The organism is Nocardia sp. Tas62D01 (genome assembly GCF_055232035.1).
Map to the genome: position 1 here is coordinate 2,382,827 of NZ_JBUYUZ010000001.1, position 21,212 is coordinate 2,404,038.

Annotated in this window: 19 protein-coding genes and 3 pseudogenes; 7 read left to right on the plus strand and 15 right to left on the minus strand. The window is 66.8% G+C overall.

The window, feature by feature from the left end:
- Positions 1-81: 81 nt before the first annotated feature.
- Entirely contained in the window at positions 82-834 is a 753-nt protein-coding gene (locus tag ACV7NQ_RS11725; RefSeq protein WP_463359661.1) for an isocitrate lyase/PEP mutase family protein, read from the minus strand.
- Positions 835-989: 155 nt separating this feature from the next.
- On the opposite strand from ACV7NQ_RS11725, the gene ACV7NQ_RS11730 reads away from it, so the two are divergent.
- On the plus strand, positions 990-1,298 hold the full coding sequence (locus ACV7NQ_RS11730; protein ID WP_463359662.1) for an NAD(P)-binding domain-containing protein: 309 nt from the start codon (positions 990-992) through the stop codon (positions 1,296-1,298).
- Here the strand turns inward: ACV7NQ_RS11730 and rsmI are convergent.
- Complete coding sequence (gene rsmI, locus ACV7NQ_RS11735) at positions 1,256-2,125, minus strand: 16S rRNA (cytidine(1402)-2'-O)-methyltransferase (RefSeq protein ID WP_463359663.1); 870 nt, start codon at positions 2,123-2,125, stop codon at positions 1,256-1,258. The genes ACV7NQ_RS11730 and rsmI overlap by 43 nt on opposite strands.
- Positions 2,126-2,405: 280 nt before the next feature.
- On the opposite strand from rsmI, the gene ACV7NQ_RS11740 reads away from it, so the two are divergent.
- Positions 2,406-4,007: a dolichyl-phosphate-mannose--protein mannosyltransferase gene (locus ACV7NQ_RS11740; RefSeq protein WP_463359664.1), complete on the plus strand. Its 1,602-nt coding sequence runs from the start codon at positions 2,406-2,408 to the stop codon at positions 4,005-4,007.
- A 5-nt stretch (positions 4,008-4,012) separates the two neighbouring features.
- On the opposite strand, the gene ACV7NQ_RS11745 is transcribed toward ACV7NQ_RS11740, so the two are convergent.
- Entirely contained in the window at positions 4,013-4,372 is a 360-nt protein-coding gene (locus tag ACV7NQ_RS11745; RefSeq protein WP_463365629.1) for a GntR family transcriptional regulator, read from the minus strand.
- Between the two features lie 7 nt (positions 4,373-4,379).
- Positions 4,380-5,681, minus strand: coding sequence for an arginine deiminase (gene arcA, locus ACV7NQ_RS11750; RefSeq protein WP_463359665.1), 1,302 nt, complete (start codon positions 5,679-5,681; stop codon positions 4,380-4,382).
- Between the two features lie 111 nt (positions 5,682-5,792).
- On the opposite strand from arcA, the gene soxR reads away from it, so the two are divergent.
- Positions 5,793-6,278, plus strand: coding sequence for a redox-sensitive transcriptional activator SoxR (gene soxR, locus ACV7NQ_RS11755; RefSeq protein WP_463359666.1), 486 nt, complete (start codon positions 5,793-5,795; stop codon positions 6,276-6,278).
- On the opposite strand, the pseudogene ACV7NQ_RS11760 reads toward soxR, so the two are convergent.
- The 7 genes and pseudogenes from ACV7NQ_RS11760 to ACV7NQ_RS11790 form a co-directional block, all read right to left on the minus strand.
- A pseudogene (locus tag ACV7NQ_RS11760) lies at positions 6,247-6,568 on the minus strand (Rossmann-fold NAD(P)-binding domain-containing protein); the annotation flags it as partial. The gene soxR and the pseudogene ACV7NQ_RS11760 sit on opposite strands and share 32 nt — an antisense overlap.
- A 323-nt stretch (positions 6,569-6,891) precedes the next feature.
- Positions 6,892-8,019, minus strand: coding sequence for a glycosyltransferase (locus ACV7NQ_RS11765; protein ID WP_463359667.1), 1,128 nt, complete (start codon positions 8,017-8,019; stop codon positions 6,892-6,894).
- Between the two features lie 111 nt (positions 8,020-8,130).
- Positions 8,131-9,993, minus strand: a complete 1,863-nt coding sequence (locus ACV7NQ_RS11770) for a putative bifunctional diguanylate cyclase/phosphodiesterase (RefSeq protein ID WP_463365630.1) — start codon at positions 9,991-9,993, stop codon at positions 8,131-8,133.
- 43 nt (positions 9,994-10,036) lie between these two features.
- Positions 10,037-12,190, minus strand: a complete 2,154-nt coding sequence (locus ACV7NQ_RS11775; RefSeq protein WP_463359668.1) for an Rv1355c family protein — start codon at positions 12,188-12,190, stop codon at positions 10,037-10,039.
- A complete protein-coding gene (locus ACV7NQ_RS11780; protein ID WP_463359669.1) occupies positions 12,187-12,864 on the minus strand; it encodes a hypothetical protein in 678 nt (225 codons plus the stop codon). The genes ACV7NQ_RS11775 and ACV7NQ_RS11780 overlap by 4 nt, the downstream gene beginning before the upstream one ends.
- A 254-nt stretch (positions 12,865-13,118) precedes the next feature.
- On the minus strand, positions 13,119-13,568 hold the full coding sequence (locus tag ACV7NQ_RS11785) for an effector binding domain-containing protein (protein ID WP_463359670.1): 450 nt from the start codon (positions 13,566-13,568) through the stop codon (positions 13,119-13,121).
- On the minus strand, positions 13,565-14,008 hold the full coding sequence (locus ACV7NQ_RS11790) for a GyrI-like domain-containing protein (RefSeq protein WP_463359671.1): 444 nt from the start codon (positions 14,006-14,008) through the stop codon (positions 13,565-13,567). Before ACV7NQ_RS11790 ends, ACV7NQ_RS11785 begins: the two co-directional genes overlap by 4 nt.
- Before the next feature lie 230 nt (positions 14,009-14,238).
- Here ACV7NQ_RS11790 and ACV7NQ_RS11795 point away from each other — a divergent pair, with 230 nt between their 5' ends.
- Complete coding sequence (locus ACV7NQ_RS11795) at positions 14,239-14,427, plus strand: hypothetical protein (protein ID WP_463359672.1); 189 nt, start codon at positions 14,239-14,241, stop codon at positions 14,425-14,427.
- A 26-nt stretch (positions 14,428-14,453) separates the two neighbouring features.
- Entirely contained in the window at positions 14,454-15,179 is a 726-nt protein-coding gene (locus ACV7NQ_RS11800; protein ID WP_463359673.1) for a uracil-DNA glycosylase, read from the plus strand.
- A gap of 359 nt (positions 15,180-15,538) precedes the next feature.
- Here ACV7NQ_RS11800 and ACV7NQ_RS11805 read toward each other — a convergent pair whose 3' ends face one another.
- Positions 15,539-16,192 (minus strand): hypothetical protein, encoded by a 654-nt coding sequence (locus tag ACV7NQ_RS11805; protein ID WP_463359674.1) that lies wholly within the window; start codon positions 16,190-16,192, stop codon positions 15,539-15,541.
- Positions 16,193-16,542: 350 nt separating this feature from the next.
- Here ACV7NQ_RS11805 and ACV7NQ_RS11810 point away from each other — a divergent pair, with 350 nt between their 5' ends.
- A complete protein-coding gene (locus tag ACV7NQ_RS11810) occupies positions 16,543-16,752 on the plus strand; it encodes a TOBE domain-containing protein (RefSeq protein WP_463359675.1) in 210 nt (69 codons plus the stop codon).
- An 87-nt stretch (positions 16,753-16,839) separates the two neighbouring features.
- On the opposite strand, the pseudogene ACV7NQ_RS11815 reads toward ACV7NQ_RS11810, so the two are convergent.
- Together ACV7NQ_RS11815 and hutI are read right to left on the minus strand one after the other, a co-directional pair.
- Positions 16,840-17,169: pseudogene (locus ACV7NQ_RS11815) on the minus strand (arginase family protein); the annotation flags it as partial.
- A 227-nt stretch (positions 17,170-17,396) separates the two neighbouring features.
- On the minus strand, positions 17,397-18,578 hold the full coding sequence (hutI, locus tag ACV7NQ_RS11820; protein ID WP_463359676.1) for an imidazolonepropionase: 1,182 nt from the start codon (positions 18,576-18,578) through the stop codon (positions 17,397-17,399).
- An 11-nt stretch (positions 18,579-18,589) separates the two neighbouring features.
- Between hutI and ACV7NQ_RS11825 the strand changes: the two are divergent.
- Positions 18,590-18,806 (plus strand): annotated as a pseudogene (locus ACV7NQ_RS11825) (UTRA domain-containing protein); the annotation flags it as partial.
- Positions 18,807-18,866: 60 nt separating this feature from the next.
- On the opposite strand, the gene ACV7NQ_RS11830 reads toward ACV7NQ_RS11825, so the two are convergent.
- Positions 18,867-20,978, minus strand: coding sequence for a prolyl oligopeptidase family serine peptidase (locus ACV7NQ_RS11830; protein ID WP_463359677.1), 2,112 nt, complete (start codon positions 20,976-20,978; stop codon positions 18,867-18,869).
- Positions 20,979-21,212: the final 234 nt, after the last annotated feature.

The window sequence follows — 21,212 nt, forward strand, 5'->3', positions numbered from 1 at the left end:
GCTGAGGCACCGGCGAGTGGCACATGGCTGCGGCAAACGCCGAGAGGCGCTCTGGCGTCATGTACCACTCGTCGGGCGGAGCTAGGTCCAGCGGGCCAGGAGGCGGTTGGCTTCGGCGGTGAGGGCAGCTTGGAGGTAGGGGCCGAAGCTGATTCGGGCCACGCCTTGGTCCGCGAGGACTGCTTTGTCGAATTCGCCGGGTAGGGCGACCACGCTGACCGGGAGCGGCAGCTCGCTCGTGAGGCGGCGCAGGTCGGTGTCGGAGTGGCGGCCTGCCGGGAACAGCACGTCGGCGCCCGCTTCGGCGGCCAGTTTCAGGCGGGCGATGGCGCGGTCGACGCGGTCGGACTCGTCGCCGTCCTGGCGCAGGAACATGTCGGTGCGGGCGTTGACCACCACGTGGACGCCTGCCGCGTCGGCGTATTGACGCAGCCCGTGCACGAAGGCGGCGTGCTCTTCGGCGCCGCGCAGGCGGCCGTCATCGCTGTGCACGGTGTCCTCGATATTGAGGCCGATCGCGCCGACCTCGAGCAGGCCCTCGATGAGCTGGGCGGGCTCGAGCCCGTACCCGGATTCGATGTCTACCGACACCGGAACCTCGACGGCGTCGGTGACCTGACGCACCCTGGTCAGCAGTTCGGCGAAGGTCATCCCTTCCTTGTCACTGCGACCGACAGACTCCGCCACCGGGTGACTGCCCAGGGTCAGCGCGGAAAAACCGGCGGCTACGGCCAGGTTCGCCGACCACGCGTCCCACACCGTCGGGAAGACTGCGGGATCGCCGGGGCGATGGAGCTCTAGAAATGCCTTGGCCTTGCCTTCCAAAGAGGTCATACAACCAATTGTGTCAGGCGAGCGCCGAGGCGATCGGCTCGCCATATCCGCTCCGCCGAAGGCGAGCGGCGTACCGGTTCGGCTGGCAGAGTCATCTCCTGTCGCGTGCCCGCCGACCCGTATCGGAAGGCAGGCGGCCGGTACGGCCACCCTGAATGATCGCCAGCGGTATGAAGGTCGGCATCGTCGGTGCGGGGCACATCGGTGGCGGTATCGCCCGCCAATTGGCCGGGGCCGGGCATGAACTCATGCTCGCCTTCAGCCGCAATCCGGAAACCCTTGCGGCACTTGCCGCCTCGATCGGCCCCTCGGTGACGGTCGGCACGCCCGCCGAAGCCGTCGCATCCGGTGAGGTCGTGGTGATCTCGGTGCCACGGCGGGTGCTGCCCGAAGCGGTGACAACTCTCCAGCGCGTGGCGAACTATTCCTCGCCGTCGCGGCGAGCGGCGAGGACGGCGTCGTAGAGTTCGCGGCGGGAAGCGCCGGAGGCGGCGGCGACTTCGGCGCAGGCGTCCTTGAGGCGGATGCCCTGGACGGTCAGGGATTCGACCTCCTCGACCAGGTCCGCGGGGTCGGCCGACTTCGGTTGGGCGCCTTCGAGGACCACGGTGATCTCGCCGCGGGCGCCGTCGACGGCCCAGGCGGCGAGTTCGGCGAGGGTGCCGCGGACGACCTCTTCGTAGGTCTTGGTCAGTTCGCGGCACACGGCGCCACGGCGATCGGGGCCGAGCACTTCCACCGCGTCGGCCAGGCAGTCGGCGATGCGGTGCGGGGCCTCGAAGAAGACGCACGCCCGTTGCTCGGTGAGCAAGGTGCGCAACCACTCTCGACGCTGGCCGGACTTGCGCGGTGCGAAGCCATCGAAGCAGAACCGTTCCACCGGTAGTCCGGACAGGGCCAACGCGGTGGTCACCGCCGACGGGCCGGGCAGGCAGGTCACGGGCAGGTTGCGCTCCACACACGCCGCGACCATGCGGTAGCCCGGGTCGCTGACCGACGGCATGCCCGCGTCGGTCACCAACAGCACGGTCCGCCCGTCCTCGATGTCGGCGAGCAATGCCGGGATCTTCGCGTTCTCCACGTGATCGTCGAACCTGACCACGCGTCCGGTGATCTCCACCTCGAGCGCCTTGGCCAGCGACCGCGTCCGTCGGGTGTCCTCGGCCGCGACGATGTCGGCGGACCCGAGCGCGTCGCGCAGTCGCCGCGACGCATCGCCGATGTCACCCATCGGCGTCGCCGCGAGCACCAACCTGCCCGCTGTCCGCTCGTCGGCCGCCTCGTCCGTCACCGCGCTCCTACCTCGACCACATCGCCCCATCCAGATCATTCGCCCCGCCTAGCAGCGTATCGACCGGACATCGTCGCGCTGTATCACGCCCACCGATCCGGGAACGCGGCGTCGCGCCGATACCGTCCGGGACCACCGCATCGGCCGATGTCGGTCCCGCAGCGAGTCGCGCATCGCGAACCTTCGATATGCGGGCGTGTCGGCCGGCCACACTGTGATTCACGCGGCGGCACGCTCACCGATGCGCGTCTCGACGGCGCGCACAGCATACGATCGGGGCGTGACCCAGGTGACCGACCAGCGCGCGACCGCACCCGGGGCCGTACCCACCTGGTCGAGCCCCGCGCCCCTGCGGCCGTCGCCGGATTTCGGGCCGCTCGATACCTTGCGCGGCTGGGCGGTCACCGTATTCCTCACCGCGATCGCGGCGGTCACGCGGTTCACCAACCTCGATTACCCGACCGACGCCTACACCCCGGTCTTCGATGAGAAGCACTACGCGCCGCAGGGCTGGCAGATGCTCACCGGCGGCTGGGTCGAGGACAATCCCGGCTACGGATTGGTGGTGCATCCCCCGGTCGGCAAGCAACTGATCGCCGTCGGCGAGTGGATGTTCGGCTACAACGGCTGGGGCTGGCGGTTTTCCGCGGCGCTGGCGGGCACGGTGCTCGTGCTGCTGGTGATCCGGATCGTGCGGCGGATGGCGCGTTCCACGCTGATCGGCGCGATCGCGGGCATTCTGCTGATCGCCGACGGCGTCACCTTCGTCTCCTCGCGTATCGGCATGCTCGACATCTTCCTTGCGCTGTTCGTCACCGCTGCCTTCGGCTGTCTCATTGTCGACCGAGACGAGGTGAGAGCGCAGATCGCGCGGGCCGACGCCGAGGGTCGCATCGATGCGAGTCCGTGGGGTCCGCGATTGGGCGTGCGCTGGTGGCGATTCGGGGCGGGCCTGCTGCTCGGTCTGAGCTGTGGCACCAAGTGGTCCGGCATTTACTTCGTCCTGGCGTTCGGCCTCATGAGCGTCTGCTTCGACCTCGTGGCGCGGCGGGCCTACGGGGTGCGCCGCCCCTGGTTCGGCACGGCGCTGCGGGATGTCGGGCCCGCTCTGTACGCGCTGGTGCTTGTCCCCCTCGGGGTGTATCTCGCCACCTACTGGGCCTGGTTCTCCAGCGAGGACGGCGTCTATCGGTATGCGGTGGGCAACCAGGTCGGCCGTGGCGGACCGTGGTCGTGGATCCCGAGCGCGCTGCGTTCGCTCTGGTTCTACAGCGGCGAAACGCTGCGCTTCCACGAGGGCCTGACGAACTCGGCGGGCAACCACCATCCGTGGGAATCCAAGCCGTGGACCTGGCCGATGGGTCTTCGTCCAATGCTCTACTACTACGCCGACAACGGTGTCACCGGCTGCGGTCGAACTCAATGCGTGAAAGCCGTGATGCTGATCGGCACCCCGGCTATCTGGTGGATCGCCTTCCCGATGCTCGGCTGGGCGCTGTGGCGCACGGTGGCGCGCCGCGACTGGCGCTACGCCGCGGTGCTCGTCGGATACGGCGCGGGCCTGATCCCCTGGTTCTTCACCCTCGATCGGCAGATGTACTACTTCTACGCCGTCGCGCTGGCCCCGTTCCTGGTGATGGGCGTGGCGCTGGTGCTCGGCGACATCCTCGGCCCCGCCGGAAGTATCCCGATACGCCGCAGTCCCGCGGGCACCTTCCTGCCCAAAGCACCGAACGAGCGCCGCAGTCTGGGACTACTCGCGGTCTGTATCTATCTCGGCCTGGTGATCGCCAACCTCATCTGGCTCTGGCCGATCCTCACCGCCATGGCGATCACGCCGGGCAGCTGGCACGACCATCTGTGGCTGCCGAGCTGGCGCTAGCGGAGCTAACTGTCCAGGGCTGATTTCACGTAGCGCAGCGCTGCTTCGTCGTCGAGGCCCAGCCGCCGGATGGCGGCGACGTAGTCGGTGGCCGCACGGCCTGCCGCGTCTTTGGTTGGATCACCCGAGGAAGCGATGAATGATCCCTGTCTGCCTCGGGTTTCGACGACACCGTCGGCCTCGAGTTCGCGGTAGGCGCGGGCGACGGTGTTCGGCGCAAGGCCGAGTTGGGCGGCCAGCGCTCGAACGGTCGGGATCTTGGTGCCCGCGGTGAGTTCGCCCGAGCGCACCTGTGCGATGACACCCAGCCGGAGCTGCTCGTAGGGCGGGACGGGGGAATCTTGGGTGACGGTGATGGCGAACATGGCGGTCTCACACGTCATGTCGGGATAGTGGGCAGGATAGGCAGCGCGGGCCGCCGCGTCCGGAACCCAGTTCGGAACCGGGGATCCGGAGCACCTCGATGCCCGAGTCGGTCAGCCGGGTATTGGTCATCTCGTTGCGTTCGTAGGCGACCACGACGCCGGGCGCGAGCGCCAGGGTGTTGTTGCCGTCGTCCCACTGCTCGCGCTCGGCGGTGACCCCATCGAGGCCGGTGTCGATGACCCGTAGCTTGCCGATGCCCATGGCCTCGGCCGCGGCGGGTAGGAAGGGGTCCGGACCGCGCATGCTCACCCCGCTGTCGCGGTAGCGCCCGCTGTAGTCGTCCTCGCGATGAATCGTGAACGCGCACAGCGAGTCTCGCACTGCTGGGTACATCACGATGGCATCGGTATCGACCATCGTGCAGACCGTGTCCAGGTGCATGGTCGCGCGGTTCTGCGCGATCGGCACCACCAGCACGGTGTGCGCAAGCTCGTCGTCGAACAAGCTGCGTGCCAACGCTTCCGCCCCGGCGGGCGAGGTGCGTTCACCGACACCGACGGCCACCACACCGGGTGCGAGCAACAGCACATCGCCGCCCTCGATCGGCGCGGTATGTGATTCATAGGCCCGGCGCACCCCGAGGAAGCGCGGATGGAACGCGTAGATGAGATCGGTCAGCGAGGTCTCCCGCATCCGGGCGGGCAGCGCCAGCGCGGTGATCGCGACCCTCGGCCCGACCCAGAACGACGAGTCCCTGGTGAATAAGAGATTCGGCAGCGGATCGATGACGAAATCGCCGCCGTGGTGCATCCGCCGCACCAGCGAGGTGGCGTCCGGACCGAACGGCAGTTCGTCGAAGGTCATCCCGGCCATCAGCACGTTTGCCAGTTCCCTGGCCTGGACGCCGCGCAGGAACGCCGCAAGCTCGTCGGCCAGCGCGTGCCCGAGCCGGCGCGCGTCCACGGCGGCCGAGATGCCCTGGATACGGGCCGCTCCGCTGACGGCAAGGGTCTCGGCGAGCAGATCCGCCAGCAGCAATACCTCGACGCCGCGCTCGCGCAGCACGCCGGAGAAGGTGTCGTGTTCCTGCTGGGCCCGCTCCACCCACGGGATGCCGTCGAACAACAGTTGATCGTTGTTGCGCGGCGTGAGCCTGCGCAATTCGTCGCCGGGACGGTGCAGCAGTACGGTGCGCAAAGTGCCGACTTCGGAGGTCACCGCGAGGCGCCCACCCGGGTCGTCGGCGCGGTCGTGTTCGCTTCCTTCCGGATCGTCTCCGGGCCCCACTTGCACAGCGTCTGCTCCCATGTTCCGACCGTAGTTCGCCGAGAGCGTAAGAGCACGCAATTGCGGTGTGTCCAATTCTCACCCCAGCACACCCTAACCTGAAGTATTGTTCAGGTGAATGGAGGAGTGTGGATGTCGACAACCGATTGGCGAGCAAAGGAACTGACCCCCGGGCAGCTGTCCGAGCGTAGCGGAGTAGCGGTTTCCGCGTTGCACTTCTACGAACGCGAGGGTCTCATTTCGAGTCGTCGCACCAGCGGTAATCAGCGCAGATACGCGCGTGAGACGCTGCGGCGCGTCGCCTTCATCCGCATCTCGCAGCGGGTGGGCATCCCGCTGAGCGACATTCGGGCTGCGCTGGACAAACTGCCGGAGGGCCGCACCCCCACTCGCCGCGACTGGGAGACCCTGTCCACCACGTGGCGTGCGGATCTCGACGACCGCATCACCCAGCTGACCAGGTTGCGCGACAACCTGACCGGCTGCATCGGCTGCGGCTGCCTGTCACTCGGCAGCTGCCGACTGGTGAACGAACACGACCGACTCGGCGAACAGGGGCCCGGCGCCCGAGTTCTCGACGTGCAGCTCAATTGCCCTTCGAAGCCAGCAGCCTGCTGAACCGATCGCTGGCCCGGCGGATCACGAACTCATACGGAAACGAAAATTTCCGCCGCCCACCAATAGCCGAACCGGGTATCGAACGAGGTGTAAACAAGGAACCGGTTGCGCTCGATGCCGCGAAGGATATGCGCCGCAACATCTTCCGGCGCCGCCGCATGCTTGGTGAACGCACCGATAAGGCGGCCCACCCGCGGGTCGTCCTTGTCGATCCCGACCAGCTCGAAGGACTGCACCAGCGGCGTGTTCACCGCGCCGAGCACCACCAGATGGACCGAAATGCCATGGCGCTCCCGGCTTCCGCCGCAGCGGCGAGCGCGGTCGCCCGCCCGATCCCACTGGCCGCACCCGTCACCAACACCTTTGCGCTGAGCACCGTCCTGCGGCCCACACGCCCGCCACCAAACACTCGCACTCCGAACCTCGTCTCAACCAGCGAATCGGTCAGGATACTCCGATCGTCCCCGCCCGATCTCCGGCAATCGGCGCGGCGATCGGTCGACCGGAGGCGGCGCTTCACCGCCTCAGCAGCACATTCAACACGCCGATTGCCCGCGAACCGAGCACGCGTTCCTGGTAGTCGAACTCGTCGTGGTCTCGGCACAGTGGCGCTCTATCGGCCGAGAACCGCGAGCATTCCGGCGACGGCTCGGGGCCAGGTGAACTGCTCGGCTCGGCTGCGTGCCGCTTTCCTTCGCCCGGCGGTGGGCAGCGCGAGCACGTCGGTGACCGCCTGCGCGAAGGCGGACGGATGATCGGCGGCGACCGCGCCGCACTCCGCGGTGACGATGTCCGCGAGCGCCGAGGACCGGCTCGCCACCACCGGCGTACCCGCCGCCAGCGCCTCCAGCGCCGCGAGTCCGAACGTCTCGTGCGGACCGGGCGCCAGCGAAATATCGGCGGTGGCGAGCAGTTTCGCCACCATCGCCCGATCTGAGATGAACCCGGTGAAATGCACGGCAGGCCGTCCCCCTGACAGCGCGGGCAGCGCCCTCGCCCGCCGCTCCAGCGCCTCACGCCGCGGGCCCTCCCCCGCGACCACCAGCCTGGCCTCCACACCCGCCTTGCGCAGCGCACCGACCGCCTCGATACTGCGGTCTACCCTCTTCTCCACTGAGAGCCTGCCGCAGTGCACCAGCAGCGGATGCCCGGCCGCCCCCAGATCCGCACGCAGCGCGTTATCGCGCCTGCGTGGACTGAACACCTCCAGATCCACCCCGAGCGGCACGAGTTCGACGTTCCGCGCCCCCACCCGCAAAAACTCCGCGCGGGCGAATTCCGTTGTGCACACCACGATGTCGTACTCCGCGGCGGTGCGCCGGTTGGCCACGTCGGCGCAGCGGCGCGCTACCGCACCGGGCATGACCTGACCGAGCAGCCGATCCAGCCGCTCATGCGAGATCATCACACTCGCCACCTCGCGCCGTCGCGCCCAGCGGCCGAATCCGCGCAGCGTGAGCCGATCGGACACCTCGAGGACGTCCGGGCGCAAACCCGTAAGCACGTCGGCGACCCGCCGCGGGTTCGCCGCCCGGTATCCACCGGTCCAGGGAATGCCCAAGGCGGGCAAGGTAATCCGCACAGCACCGGTCGACAACAGCTCCTCGGTCCGCCGCGGCCCCGGCACGATGAGCACCACCTCGTGTCCCGCGGACACATAGCCCTCGCCGAGGTGGTGCAGTGCGGTACGCAGCCCACCGGAGCGCGGTCCATAGAAGTTCGCCAGCTGCACGATGCGCACCCGCCGATCGTCCAGCGGATCGGGACCGATGCGCCCAACGGCGCGTGAACGCCCGTGAAAGAACCGGCTAACCAGCAGGTTCGGGCCACACGGTCGGGAGCCTGCGGCCGATCATTTCCCGACGTAGCCGCCCGGGTCGAGTCTGGTGCTACGGCCGACGCGAGGCAGGTCGAGATCCAAGGGGATGCGGCCCACCGCCAGGTGCGGCTCGACCTCATCGGCGGGCATCGGACGGGCGATCAGAAAGCCTTGCGCCCGGTAGCAACCCAGGCCGACCAGGGTGCGCGCGGCCACGGGCGTCTCGACGCCCTCGCCGACCACGCCGAGACCGAACGACCCAGCCAGACCGATAATGGACTTCACGATCGCCAGGTCATCGGTGCTGGCGCCGAGGCGCTGCACGAACCCGCGATCGATCTTCACCGCATCCACCGGGAGTGCCTTGAGATGCGACAGCGAGCTGTAGCCGGTGCCGAAGTCGTCGATGGCGATCTGCACACCCATCCGCTTCAGACCGCGCAGGGTGACCTGGGTGCGGGCCAGATCCTGCACGACCACGTGCTCGGTGATCTCCAGACACACCGAGCTGCCGTCGATGCCGAACAGCCGCAGGATGTCTTCGATCCGCTCCACGAAGTCGAGGCTGACCAGCTGGACCGGCGACACGTTGATGCGCATCACCACATTCGCCGCGAGTCCCCGCCTTCGCCACTCGGCGAACTGGGCACACGCCGACCGGATCACCCAACGGCCCAGCTCACCCGCCAGATTGGTGGCCTCGGCCACCGTGACGAATGCGCTAGGCGGCAGTAGACCCCGCGTCGGATGCAACCAGCGAACCAGCGCCTCCAACGCGACGATGCGGCCGGTCCGCAGATCGACTTCGGGCTGGTAGTGCAGCACCAGTGACCCGTCGGACACCGCGCCACGCAGGTTGAGCTCCACGTCGTCCTGCAGTTCGAACTGCGCGCGCATGGCGTCGGTGAAGACCGCGACCCCGTTGCCGCCGCCCGATTTGGCCGATAGCAGCGCATGGTCGGCCCGGCGCAGCACATCGGCCACGGTGGTTTCCCCCGGAAAACCCACCGCAACACCGACGCTCGCGCCGCGGCTCACGGACTCCCCGCCCACGGTCACCCGTCGCCCGATGAGCTGCTGGACCCTGGTCGCCTCCAACTCCGCGGCCACCGCGTCCATCGGTTTGGCGGGCACAATGACGAACTCGTCACCACCGAGCCGGGCGATCATGTCGTTCGGGTCCAGATTCTCCCGCAGCCGCGTCGACAGTGTGCGGATGAAATTGTCGCCCGCGGTGTGCCCGAGGAAATCGTTGAGCGCCTTGAGTCGATCGAGGTCGAGGAAGAACGCAGCCACCGGACCGGGGCTACCCGAACGTAATCGCTCTTCCATGTGCTCGAGCAGCGCGCGCCGGTTCGCCAGCCCGGTAAGATCGTCGTGCAGGGCGATATATCGCAGCCGTTCCTCGGCGACCACCCGCGCCTGCAATTGCGCGAACAACGCCGCAATCGCCTTGAGCACGTTGAGTTCCCGAGTGCTCCAGTTCCGATCGCCCTGTTTGATGAAGCCGAGCACGCCGGTCGACTCGTTTCGGGACAGCAGCGGCACCGCGGCCATCGCGACAAGCGGGATGCCCGAGGACCGCCGGATCGTCTCCTGATAGTCGGCCGAATGCACCCCTGGCCGCACAACGATCGGCTCGGTCGCGTGTTCCAGCTGACGGAACACGGAATCCGCGTTCTCGAACTGTACGACCCTCAGCGGATCGGGATCCGGGACATCGCTGCGATGGGGCCACTCCGCAACGAGAATGGTGGCCCGGCGCTCCCGATCGGTATGCCGCAAATAGCTGAAATCGACGTCGAAATGCTCGACCAACTTGGCCAGCACGCGCTCACTCGCCGCCACCATCGTCGTGGCGTCGACGCCTATCAACTCGGAGGCAACCTGGGTCACCAGTGAGTCGAGCGTTCGCCGAGGCACCTTTTCTCCGATCGTGCTAGCTGCGGTCGCCCGCGACCGGCACTGGAAGCCGCCGGCTCCGGACCGTGGCTGCCGCCGCGTAACTCAGGCGAAGCACCAATGCCATGATCTCATGTCCGGGCACTCCAAGCAGGTTCAGGAAACGGCCCTGAAGTGACGCTAGTGTATCCGCGAAATCCGGGGAAACCGCGATTAACTCGTCGGGGTGCCGCGCGTACATGAACAGCGGCGAGACCGGTTGCACGGCCAGCCCGAGCCGCTGCGCCTCGATCCAGACGCGCTGCACCGCCGCGCCCGCGCGGGCGTAATCGGCCAGCCGCGGCGCCGTTGGCCCTTGGCGACGCGGGAAGGTCACTGCCAGCACCGCTGAACTCGACAGCACCCGATCGCGGGTGTACCCGCCGAGTGCGGCACCGCCGGACCATTCGCGCAGCTGGCTCATCACATCCTGGCGACCCCCGATCCGGAGTTTCGCTTGCTCGTCGGCGGCCAATTCCATGCTGCTGATATCGATCCCGGTGCGCGGATCGTCCCCGGGCCACCGCAGTTCCGCGAACATCTCTTGGTGCAGGCGCGGGGTCAGGTAGCGGATTCGATCGGATTCGCCGAGCACCGCTGCCGCCGCCGCGAGGTCGGACCGCTCGGTGACGATCCGCACTGTTGCCTCTTCGGCCGCAGCGGCCGCGGCGAGATCGGCCAGGGCGCGGTCACCGATCCGCGCACCGGTGCCCAGACGCCGGTTCGTCTCACGGGTCAGCGCGCCCGGATAGTCACCGGCCAGCAACGCGTCGTCACCGGTGCCGAGGTGCAGCACCGCGGCCAGCGCAGTGGTGTCGCTCTCGATGAGTTCGTGTTCGCCGAGAATGCCGTGCGCCGCAGCAGCGGCTCGGGCATTGTGCAGTGCGGCGCCGATCGCCACGGCGCTGCCGCGGTAGCCGATATCGAGAGCCGATGACCGGCTGCGCACCAGATCAATTCGCATTTCGTCCGCGTCGACCCGCAGCGACCACGGCTGGGTGTTGCCACCGGACGGCGCGCGCTGGACGCATTCGAGGACATTCTGGACAGCGGTCCGACCAAGTTCCGACGGTCCCGCGGCCGAGTCCGCCTCGCTCAGCTGCTCATCGACCCGGTCCGGCTCGGCCAGCTCGTCGAGGCTGTGCTCCACATCGATGCGGGTCCGACCGGACGACAGTTTCTGTCCGAGCCCGATCCGGCGCACCGCCACCGCCACGATTGCCGCGCCGAGCTGCACATCGGCGCCGAGCTGCGGCCAGGTCGTGACGGTTTCATCGATCTCGACCAGGCTCGCCGCCATCCGAGCGGACAGTTCCTTCGGATCGAGGATCCGCATGACATGCGGCGCCTTGTCCCGGGTGGACAGCCCGCGCAGATCAGCGCCCTCGGTGGTGCCGAGCAAACCGTGGAACGGCGGACGATCGGGCTCCAGGTCGTAGCGTTCGACGTCGAACAGACCGCGATCGCTGGTATCCATCAGCAGCGGGATGCGATGTCGGCGTGCCGCCTCGCGAACCGCGAATTTGATATCGAGCGAATCGCATTCCTCGATCACGATCGAAAGCCCCGTCAGGAAATCGTCCACGGAGTCCTCGTACACACCCGTCGTGCGCACCTCGACCGGCAGATAGGGATCGAGCTCGGCAATCCGACGTGCGGTCACGATCGATTTATTCACGCCGATGTCGAACAGGCTGCCCGGCACCCGATTCAGATTGGAGAGCTCGATGTCGTCGAAATCGGCCAGCCGCAGCAGTCCGCAGGTGCCTTCCAATGCCAGCGTGTAGGCGACGGCGTGGCCGACGCTCTGGCCGACAACTCCGATTACCAAGCCCGCCAAGCGTTCCTGCTCGACTCGGGTGAGCTTGTTCCGATTCCGGTCGAGACGGATCGCCCGATACGTTCGCTCGCCGGACAATCCCACCAGAGTGCGACGCCACGGGTAATAGACCCAACGATCGGATTCCGGACCGCCGAGGTCGGCCGGGGGCGTGCGCACCGTGGCGAGCTCAGCACGCAGCACGTCGCGCAGGTCGACGATGCGAACCTGCGGCGACTTCCGCAACTGCACCAGAATCGAGACATCGTCCGGGGCGTTCTCGTCCAGAATCAGCGGCCGATAGTCCGCGACCGGACCGGGGTCACCGTTCATGCCTGTGCCCGTCCTCCGATCCACGGCTCCCCGGTAGGAGGACCGCAGTGCGGCTGCGCATGCCAGGCTTCGAGCGCCGCGCGCTCGAGCGTGATCAGCGAACTCTGCAATTTGGTGGCAAATGACCGATATGCCACTCGGCCACCACTGGACCGATACCGTTCAATGCCGTGCGAGGCAGTGCTGACAAAGCCGAATCGGGCACCCAGCAGCCAGGCCGCGTGCACCACGCAGCGGGACACCGCCGAACCGAGCGCGGACCGATTACACACAGCTTTCACCTCGACAACACCCTTCGGTATCCGATCGGCAATCATCGCGCGCAGCTCACTTTCACCGGGCCGCGCCGCCCAGGCACCGAGCGCGTGCACCTCGTCCGCGACCAGGTACGGCCCTTGCGCACGCAGGCCGGCGACGACCGCACCAGACGGATCCACGGCCGTGCACAACAATCCGGCCGAACCGCCGGTTTCCACCCGGTCGTATTCGAGTGCGCGGTCGACATCGTAATAACGGTAAACCCGCACCGCACCGCCCAAGTATCGGCGCCACAGATCCGGATGCACCTCCGGAGTGGCGATATGGAAGACATATCCGGAGTGCATGTCCCGAAAGCGCAACACCTCGGCATCCCGCGTGCCCCCGGGGCCGACTGCGATTGTTTCGACAGTCATGGTGTTCCCTACTTCGTTGCTACCGCGCCCATGCGCGGTCATCGAGCCGGTCCAGCGCCATCACCCGATAGGCCGCCGTTCGGGTGAGTTGCCTAGGGAAGTATCCGTCATCCGAAAGGAATTGACCAGATGTCTGGCTAATCTTCCGAAAACTGGTCGGAATTCGAATAATCGGTGCAGGTCAGACCACTCGATTTGAAGATGACCCACAACAGGGAGACTGGTTGGTACTACTCTGGTTAATTTTTGGCAAACTAAGCCAGGATCGAGATGAAAAGCTCCACCGTCTCCTGGCTGCGCCAGACCTCGATCTCCTCGCGGTAGGCACGGGTGATCTCGGCGGATGCGGTCGCGTCATCGACCTGGGCCCACACATCCTCTACCGGATCGTGGTAGTCCCCGTTGGGCGCAAAGCGCGCATACACGCCCTTCGGCACCTTGACCAGCACATCGCCGACCGGGACCACGTCGGGTTCCGGATATTCGAAGCAGACGACGGCATTGAAGTTCCCCGCCGGATCCGGCACGTACACGGTGTACATCGGATGGTCCGCGCTCTGTCCGGGCCCGTCGGTGCGGTCGCGCAGCCGGTCCTTGAGGAATTCGATCAGGTCGCTGTTGCTGACCTTGAAGCTGGGCCGCACCCGCGGCACCACCAGGCCGCTGTAGATCGCCTCGCCACGCACCACGATCGCATAGGTCATCGCGGGTCTACCGCCAGGTAGAGATCGATTTTGTAGGCGTGCGGATAACACTCGAAGTCCCCGGTGTAGGCGCGTTTGATGTAGTTGTGTTCCTCGGCGTAGGCAATCTGCGTCCACAGGTCGGTCATCACCTGCGGAAAGTTACCGACCGCGGAGAACCGGGCGTAGCTGCCGCGCGGCAGCCGTGCGACGAGGTGACCCCGGGTGACGTCGTCGAAGGACGAGCATTCGTAGCCGACGATCTGGGTGTTGTAGGTGCCGAGCTCGCCGGTGTAGTCGGTGTACGCGCTGGCCAGCGGGCCACCGAGCTCCTGATGTAGCACTGCGGCCCAGGCCGCCTCGAGATCATGGTCACGCAGTTCTCCGAGCGCACGTTTGGGGCTGCGCACCGGCAACCCGGCAACCCACGTTTCGTCTCGCTCGACGATTTCAAACTGCATGGAAAGACTCTTTCGAGATGAATCCGGGGGCGAAGCCCGCATCCGGTCGGCTAGGAAGGACATGCTATCAACCCGGACCCGGTGGTAACGATCACATGTCCTGGTCGTTATCCGCAGCTCACCGGGATATCTACCTGGACGGACGACCTAGATGCGAACCCCTGATTACTAATGCATAGTGGACATGATTCTTCGTCCCCGTTGATCATGTGGCGCAGAATGGAGTCGGGATGAATACAGGCAAGATCTACGACGAATTGGACAGGCGCGCGGCCGAAGTAGCCGATCAGGTCATACAGTGGCGACATCACCTCCACCAGAACCCCGAGCTGTCCAACCGGGAGACGAACACCGCCGACCGGCGTACGCACGCGCACATCGCCTACGACCACCTCTCCGGCGCTCTCTCGCCGCATTGACCCGCCGCCCGTGTGATTGAGTTTCCGTGTGCCATACCATCGCCGAGCTGGACACCACCGTCGCGGACTGCCGCGCCTGCCCGCGGCTGGTCGCCTGGCGCGAACAGGTCGCCAGGGAGAAGCGCGCCGCCTTCCGTGACGAAACCTATTGGGGCCGACCGGTTCCCGGCTTCGGCCCGCCCGACGCTCGCCTCTTGATCGTGGGCCTGGCCCCGGCCGCCCATGGGGGCAATCGAACCGGCCGCATGTTCACCGGCGACCGTAGCGGTGACGTCCTTTTCGCCGCACTGCACGCGGTCGGCCTCGCGAATCAACCGACCTCGGTCCACCTCGACGACGGCTTGCGGCTGACCGGAGTCCGCCTCACCGCGCCGGTGCACTGCGCCCCACCGGACAACAAGCCGACCCCCGACGAACAAGACCGATGCAGCCATTGGCTGCGCACCGAATTGGACCTGCTCACACCGACATTGCGCGCGGTCGTCGTGCTCGGCGCCTTCGGCTGGCAAGCGCTGCTCCCCGTCCTCGCCGAAGCCGGCTGGACCATCCCCCGCCCCCGTCCGAAGTTCGGCCACGGCGTGCAGATCGCCCTGCCGCCGACCGACGACACCCGAGAACCGTTGCGGCTCTTCGGCTGCTACCACGTGAGCCAGCAGAACACCTTCACCGGCAGACTCACCCCGGCCATGCTCGAAGCAGTCCTGGCCACCGCCGCGACCGCCGCGGGCCTGCCCACAGCAACCCCGCACTGATCGCGCGCCCGTGGTCAGGACAGCGGATTGCGCAGCGACAGCAATCGCACCGGCAACCGACGCACTCCGGATTGCCAATTCGCTTGCTGCCGTGCACCGAATGAGCAGCCCGAACAGCATGCGCGCCGATAGCGAGGCGGCATATCCATCAGGACCACCGGCTGCCGCAGGACAATCGGTCGAGCACCGTCACGAATCTGCTGCCCCGACGCCGGATTCGGATATTGCTACGCACCCTGGACGAACTCACCGGCATGGACCTCACCGATCCGAAGGACTCCCGCATGCTGGCGGCGGCTCAGACCATCCACCGGCTCTTCCCGGCTGCCGAATCCTGAGCGCCGACGCCCACGCTGTCGTCAGCTCGGCGGTGTGATCTTGTTGATCGCGAAGATGCCGTTGCTGTCGGTGACGGTCACGAACTGGCGGTAGGTGCGCACCGGGGTGTTGGGGCGGATCTCGGTGATGACGACGTCGAAGCGGCCGTCGAGCATGGGAGTCACCAGGACGCAGTGTTCGGTGGCTGCTGGAATGGATGCGATTCCCTTGTCGATCAGCTCGACCGAAGACACCGTGGCGTCCGGGGTTGTCAGTGACCGTGCGGCCGCGCCGGATCGGACCACGTAGTAGGCGTGTTGGAAGGCCAGGATCACGTCCGGTCCCGATGCGGTCGAGCCGGTGCCGTTGCCGCGCACCAGCTGATCGGTCCGGGTCGGCTCGCAGCCGGGTCCGCCGCCGAGCACCGGGTCGGTGACTGTGGCCACCGATCGGCGCGGGCTGGTCGCCGCGGCGGTGTAGACCAGCACCACGGCCACGGTCGCCAGTGACGCGACCAGCGCGGTCGCCAGTACCAGCCAGGAACGGCCTCCGGGAGGCGGGAGCCGACGCTGTGCGCGCGGCGGCGGAATCATCCCCGGCCACAGTGGCGCCGCCGACCTGCCCCGACCTCGACGAAGGCTGGCACGGCGCGCGACGATGCCGCCGTCGGGATCGAACGTGTTCGACGACGCCATGATTCGCCACACCCCTTTTACCGATGCCTCCGCAGCGCCTCGGGTCCCTCTTATGCCGTTGTGCAATAACAAGATTGCACACCTGCGCGAACAATGTCGGACTAATGGCCGAGTCGCAACCGAACGGCGTGACGAGGATCGAGGATGGCCGCAGCCGGAGCAGCCGTTTTCGTCGCTGACCTGCGACTGTTGTGCGCTCGGCGGTTCCCCGTCTGTGGCGGTTACCTGAGTGGAGACCGCAGTCATCGACCGTCTGAAAGCCGGACTCGGTGATCGCGCTGCGATAGTTCGGTAGCGACACCGGCCGCGGATCCCACGCGGCCGCCACTGTGCTGCGTATGCTCGCGACCATGCGACTGAGCACTCGAAACCAGCTCGATGGAACGGTCATCTCGGTCACTCGCGGCGAAGCGATGGCCGTGGTGCGCATCCTACTGACCGGAGGGGATGAAATCACCTCCTCGATTACGCGGGACGCGGCCGACGACCTCGGACTCGCCAATGGCTCGCTGGTCAAAGCGCTCATCAAATCGACCGAAGTCTCGCTCGGCGTCGAGTAGTCGGGGCTAGGTGGCCTGCCGGGGTGACGCGGCCTCGGCGGCGAGTGCCTGTTCGGCCACGTCGGTGTCGACCATCCGCCGTTGGTCTCATGAAAGCTGCTGTGGCCGTATGTGGTTGGTGACGACGCGGTGAATGAGCCGAGCCGCCGTCCGCGCCGTGCGATTATCGACATCGAAACCTGGGTTGAGCTCGACCACATCGCATCCCGAGAGCTTCCCGCTCGTGGTGAGCTGGTCGGCGACCAGCTGAATCGTTTCCAGCGGCACGCCGAAAGCCGTCGGCGCACTGACCCCGGGCGCCACCGCGGCGGGGAGCACGTCGAGATCGATAGTGAGATAGACGAGATCGACCCGGTCGAGGAAGTCCTGCACGAAATCGTGTATGGCGCCAAGGTTTCCCGTGCCGCATTCGTCGTCGCGCCGGCCTCCTGCCAAGTCGTCGGCGACCGCCACCGTGCCCGCGTCGAAGGCCCGGATCGGTGCACGCCTTCGTCACTGGCAAAGCCGATGAATACGCAGCGGCCGGCTCGGGCTGCGCGGTATATGGTTCCACCACGTGATGCCAGCGCAGATGTTCGATGCCGCTGCCTTCGCAACACCACATGCCCGACGTGATGTGGTCGGCAGGGCTTACCCGTAAAGACTCATCGGGCAGCGGCGAAGGCCGAGACACCGGCCCGCCACACCCGCTGAATCAAAGGAACTCCCGGCCGATAGGCGAGGTGCAGATACGAAGGTGCGTCCAGCATGATCGCATCCGCCCTCGCCCCGGGTCGCAGGCTGCCGATGTCATCGCGCCGCAATGCCCTGGCTCCGCCCGCGGTCGCGGCCCACACCGCCTCTTCAGGCGTCATATGCATGTCCCGCACCGCGATAGCGATGCAGAAGGGCAGGCTCGTGGTGTACGAGGTACCAGGATTGCAATCGGCGCCCAGCGCGACCGTCACACCGGCATCGATGAGCGCCCGCGCGTCCGGGTATTTGTTGCGGGTCGAAAAGTCCGCGCCCGGTAGCAGAGTCGCCACCGTCAAGCTCTGAGCCAGGGCATCGATGTCCGCGGCGGTGACATAGGTGACGTGATCGACGGATGCGGCGCCCACCTCCACCGCGAGCGCGACGCCGGGACCGGTCCGCAGCTGGTTGCCGTGCACCCGCGGCACCAGCCCCTTGGCAATACCCGCGGTGAGTACAGCGTGCGCCTGATCGCGATCGAACGCGCCCTTCTCGCAGAACACATCGATCCACTTGGCATGCGGCGCACACACATCGATCATCTCGTCGCAGACCATCCGCACGTAGTCGTCGGCGCGGCCCGCATACTCCGGCGGCGAAACATGCGCGGCGAGCAACGTGACCTCGTCGGTAAACTCACCCGCGATCGTGGTGCTGCGCAGCTCGTGCTCCACCGACTGTCCGTACCCGGTCTTGCATTCGACGGTCGTACTGCCGGTGCGCAGCGATTCGTTCATCAAGCGCCGGGTGTTCGCGCGCAGCTCGTCGTCGGTCGCGGCGCGGGTGGCGGCGATGGTGTTGCGGATTCCGCCTGCCGAATAGGGAGTTCCGGACATCCGCGCACCGAACTCCTCGGCGCGGTCGCCCGCGAACACTAGGTGCGAATGGCTTTCCACGAATCCCGGCAGCACGGCCCGCCCGCCGAGATCGTGGCCCTCGTCGCCGCTCGGCGCAGCGCGGGAGGCACCCACCCACACGACCGCACCCTCATCGAAAACGATTGCCGCATCATGGATCACGCCGAGCGGTCCGGCGCCGAGATCGGGATCGTTGGTGACGAGAGTGCCGATGCCGGTGAGCACAGTGGACGCCACGGCGCTCAGCCTATCTGAGCGAAGTCGCTCCGCTGGAACGCGGCGAGCACATTCGTCGAGGCGGTGCTGGGCAGCGCCGACGAATGCCGCCTGCTCCGCATCAAACGCGCCGAACCCTGCCTGCTGATTCGTCGTCGAACCTGGTCGGCGGGAGGGTTGGTCAGCGCCGCCCGCCTCATCCACCCCGGTTCCAGAAACCGGCTGGAAGGGACGTTCAGCAGCCACTGAGCGCCGGACGAGGCCACCGCAGCGTGCTCACCGTGACAGCTACATCTCACGAAGCAGGCCCTACATGAGTTGGCGCATCAAGTAGATGTATTCGAGGGCGGCGGTGTGGGCCTTTTCGTCGATGTTGGTGCCGGAGCCGTGGCCGCCCGCGGTGGCCTCGTAGAAGAGGTAGGGGTCGCCGAGTTCGGCTAGGCGGGCGGCGAATTTGCGGGCGTGTTGGGGGCCGACCCGGTCGTCCTTGGTGGTGGTCCAGATGAACGGCTCCGGGTATTTCACTCCGGACTTCAATTGGGCGTAGGGCGAGATGGATTCGAGGAAGGCGCGCCCGGTGGGGTCGGCGACGGTGCCGTATTCGTCCACCCAGGAGGCGCCCGCGGCGATCTGCTCGTAGCGCAGCATGTCCAGCAGTGGGACCTGGATGCCCACCGCATTCCACATGTCCGGATGTTGGACGAATTCGACACCCATCAGCAGGCCGCCATTCGAGCCGCCCTGGATACCGAGATGCCGTGGGCTGGTGACGTTGCGGGCGATCACGTCCTTGCCGACGGCGGCGAAGTCGTCGAAGGCGCGTTGCCGGTTGGTGGTGCGGGCGGCCTCGTGCCAGGCGGGGCCGAATTCGCCGCCGCCGCGGATATTCGCCAGCACGAACACGCCCCCGCGATCCAGCCAGAGCTTGCCGAGAACGCCATCGTAGTAAGGCGTTTGGGACAGACCGAAGCCGCCGTAGCCGTACATGACCGTGGGATTGGCGCCGTCGAGCTTCATCCCCGCGGCGTGCACGCTGAAGTAAGGCACCGCGGTGCCATCGGCGGAGACGGCTTTCTGTTGCTCGACCACGTATCGGGATGAATCGAACTGCGGTGCGGTGGTTTTCACCGCCGCCAGCCGTCCGGTCGCGGTGTCCACGCTCCACAGTGTGGTCGGGGTCAGGAAAGAAGTGACTTGCAGATAGGCGATGGCGCCGGTCGAATCGGCATCAAAGCCGTTGACAGTTGCTTTGTCCGGCAATGGAATCGGTGATGCGGACCACGAACCGTCGGGTTGCGGGGTGTAGATGGTGGCGCGGCCACGCACGTCGTTCAACGATGTCACGACGATGCGGTCGCGGGTCGTCAGTACGTTCTGCAGGGTTTCCGACGGGCCCGGGACGTAGATCGGGGTGGCCCGCAGCCGCTGCGGATCCTCGGTCACCTTGTCCGCGTCGAGCGACACCAGCGACCCGGCCGTGAATGTCGCTCCGCCCGTGGTCCAGTCCTGGCGCAGGGACACCAGCAGATGGTTGCCGACGAAACCCTCCAGGTCGGACTTCGGTGGCAGCGCAAGCCGCACCACCCCGGACCCGGTGACGAGGTTGACCTGATGGTCGAAGAAGGACTGGCCGCGCAGCACGAAATTCAGTCGACGGCCGGTTCCATTGTCCAGCAGCAATGGTGACGTGCCGAGGCCGTCACTCTTGTCGCCGCGCGCGAGTTCGACTGCGTCGGTGAGGGATTGGCCGCGGTGCCACTGTTTGACGATGTAAGGATAGCCCGAGGTGGTCGTTTCACCCGGCTGCCACTCCCGCGACACCAACAGAGTGCTGTCGTCGACCCAGGCCACATTCTGTTTGCCGCGCGGCAGGACGAATCCGTCCGGCACGAACTGACGGGTGGACCGGTCGAACTCGCGCTCCGTCACGGCGTCCTCGCCGCCATCGGACAGGCGGACCAGGCAACGCGTGTCGGTGACCGGATCGCAGTCGACGCCCTTCCACACCCAGTTCTTACCTTCCGCCGTCGCCAGGGCGTCCAGGTCCAGCAACGTGGTCCAATTCGGTTGCGGCGTTTCGTAATCGGCAACGGAGGTTTCCCGCCAGATACCGCGCGCATGGCCGCCGTCCTGCCAGAAGTTCGCAATCGTCCCTCCGCGCACACTCGGCATCGGGATGCGGTCGGGGGCCATACCCAGCTCCGTCGCCTGCGCCAGGTTGTTGGCGAATCGCGGGTCGTTCTGCAACACGTCGAGCGTCTTGGCATTCTCGGCACCGACCCACGACTGAACTCGCGGACTGTCGAGCTCCTCCAACCAACGAAACGAGTCGGTCGGCGCCGCCGCCCCACCACACGCCGCGACAACCACCCCCGCCAGCGCCACCACAATCCCCCGCCGCACGCCCCTACTACCCACCATCCCCCCTGAAGTCGCTCTCGGCCAAATCATCTGCCCGCCAGAGTAACCAAAATGCCCCGCGCCACCCACGAGTGACACATGGCTGCAGGAAACTCCGAGAAGGCCCCACCATGATGTGCCACTCACGGCAGGTTATCGAGTATGCGGACACTCCGCAGAGTCGCATTCGCCTAGCGCGCGGCCCGGACACGGGACACACTTGAGACCGTGAATTCCATGCCATTCGGACAAATC

Excerpts from the sequence above, each read along its gene's own strand:
- ACV7NQ_RS11725 (WP_463359661.1), bottom strand. The coding sequence starts at position 834 with ATGACCTCTTTGGAAGGCAAGGCCAAGGCATTTCTAGAGCTCCATCGC.
- ACV7NQ_RS11730 (WP_463359662.1), top strand. The coding sequence starts at position 990 with ATGATCGCCAGCGGTATGAAGGTCGGCATCGTCGGTGCGGGGCACATC.
- ACV7NQ_RS11745 (WP_463365629.1), bottom strand. The coding sequence starts at position 4,372 with ATGTTCGCCATCACCGTCACCCAAGATTCCCCCGTCCCGCCCTACGAG.
- arcA (WP_463359665.1), bottom strand. The coding sequence starts at position 5,681 with ATGGGAGCAGACGCTGTGCAAGTGGGGCCCGGAGACGATCCGGAAGGA.
- soxR (WP_463359666.1), top strand. The coding sequence starts at position 5,793 with ATGTCGACAACCGATTGGCGAGCAAAGGAACTGACCCCCGGGCAGCTG.
- ACV7NQ_RS11775 (WP_463359668.1), bottom strand. The coding sequence starts at position 12,190 with ATGAACGGTGACCCCGGTCCGGTCGCGGACTATCGGCCGCTGATTCTG.
- ACV7NQ_RS11780 (WP_463359669.1), bottom strand. The coding sequence starts at position 12,864 with ATGACTGTCGAAACAATCGCAGTCGGCCCCGGGGGCACGCGGGATGCC.
- ACV7NQ_RS11785 (WP_463359670.1), bottom strand. The coding sequence starts at position 13,568 with ATGACCTATGCGATCGTGGTGCGTGGCGAGGCGATCTACAGCGGCCTG.
- ACV7NQ_RS11790 (WP_463359671.1), bottom strand. The coding sequence starts at position 14,008 with ATGCAGTTTGAAATCGTCGAGCGAGACGAAACGTGGGTTGCCGGGTTG.
- ACV7NQ_RS11795 (WP_463359672.1), top strand. The coding sequence starts at position 14,239 with ATGAATACAGGCAAGATCTACGACGAATTGGACAGGCGCGCGGCCGAA.
- ACV7NQ_RS11805 (WP_463359674.1), bottom strand. The coding sequence starts at position 16,192 with ATGGCGTCGTCGAACACGTTCGATCCCGACGGCGGCATCGTCGCGCGC.
- ACV7NQ_RS11810 (WP_463359675.1), top strand. The coding sequence starts at position 16,543 with ATGCGACTGAGCACTCGAAACCAGCTCGATGGAACGGTCATCTCGGTC.
- ACV7NQ_RS11830 (WP_463359677.1), bottom strand. The coding sequence starts at position 20,978 with ATGGTGGGTAGTAGGGGCGTGCGGCGGGGGATTGTGGTGGCGCTGGCG.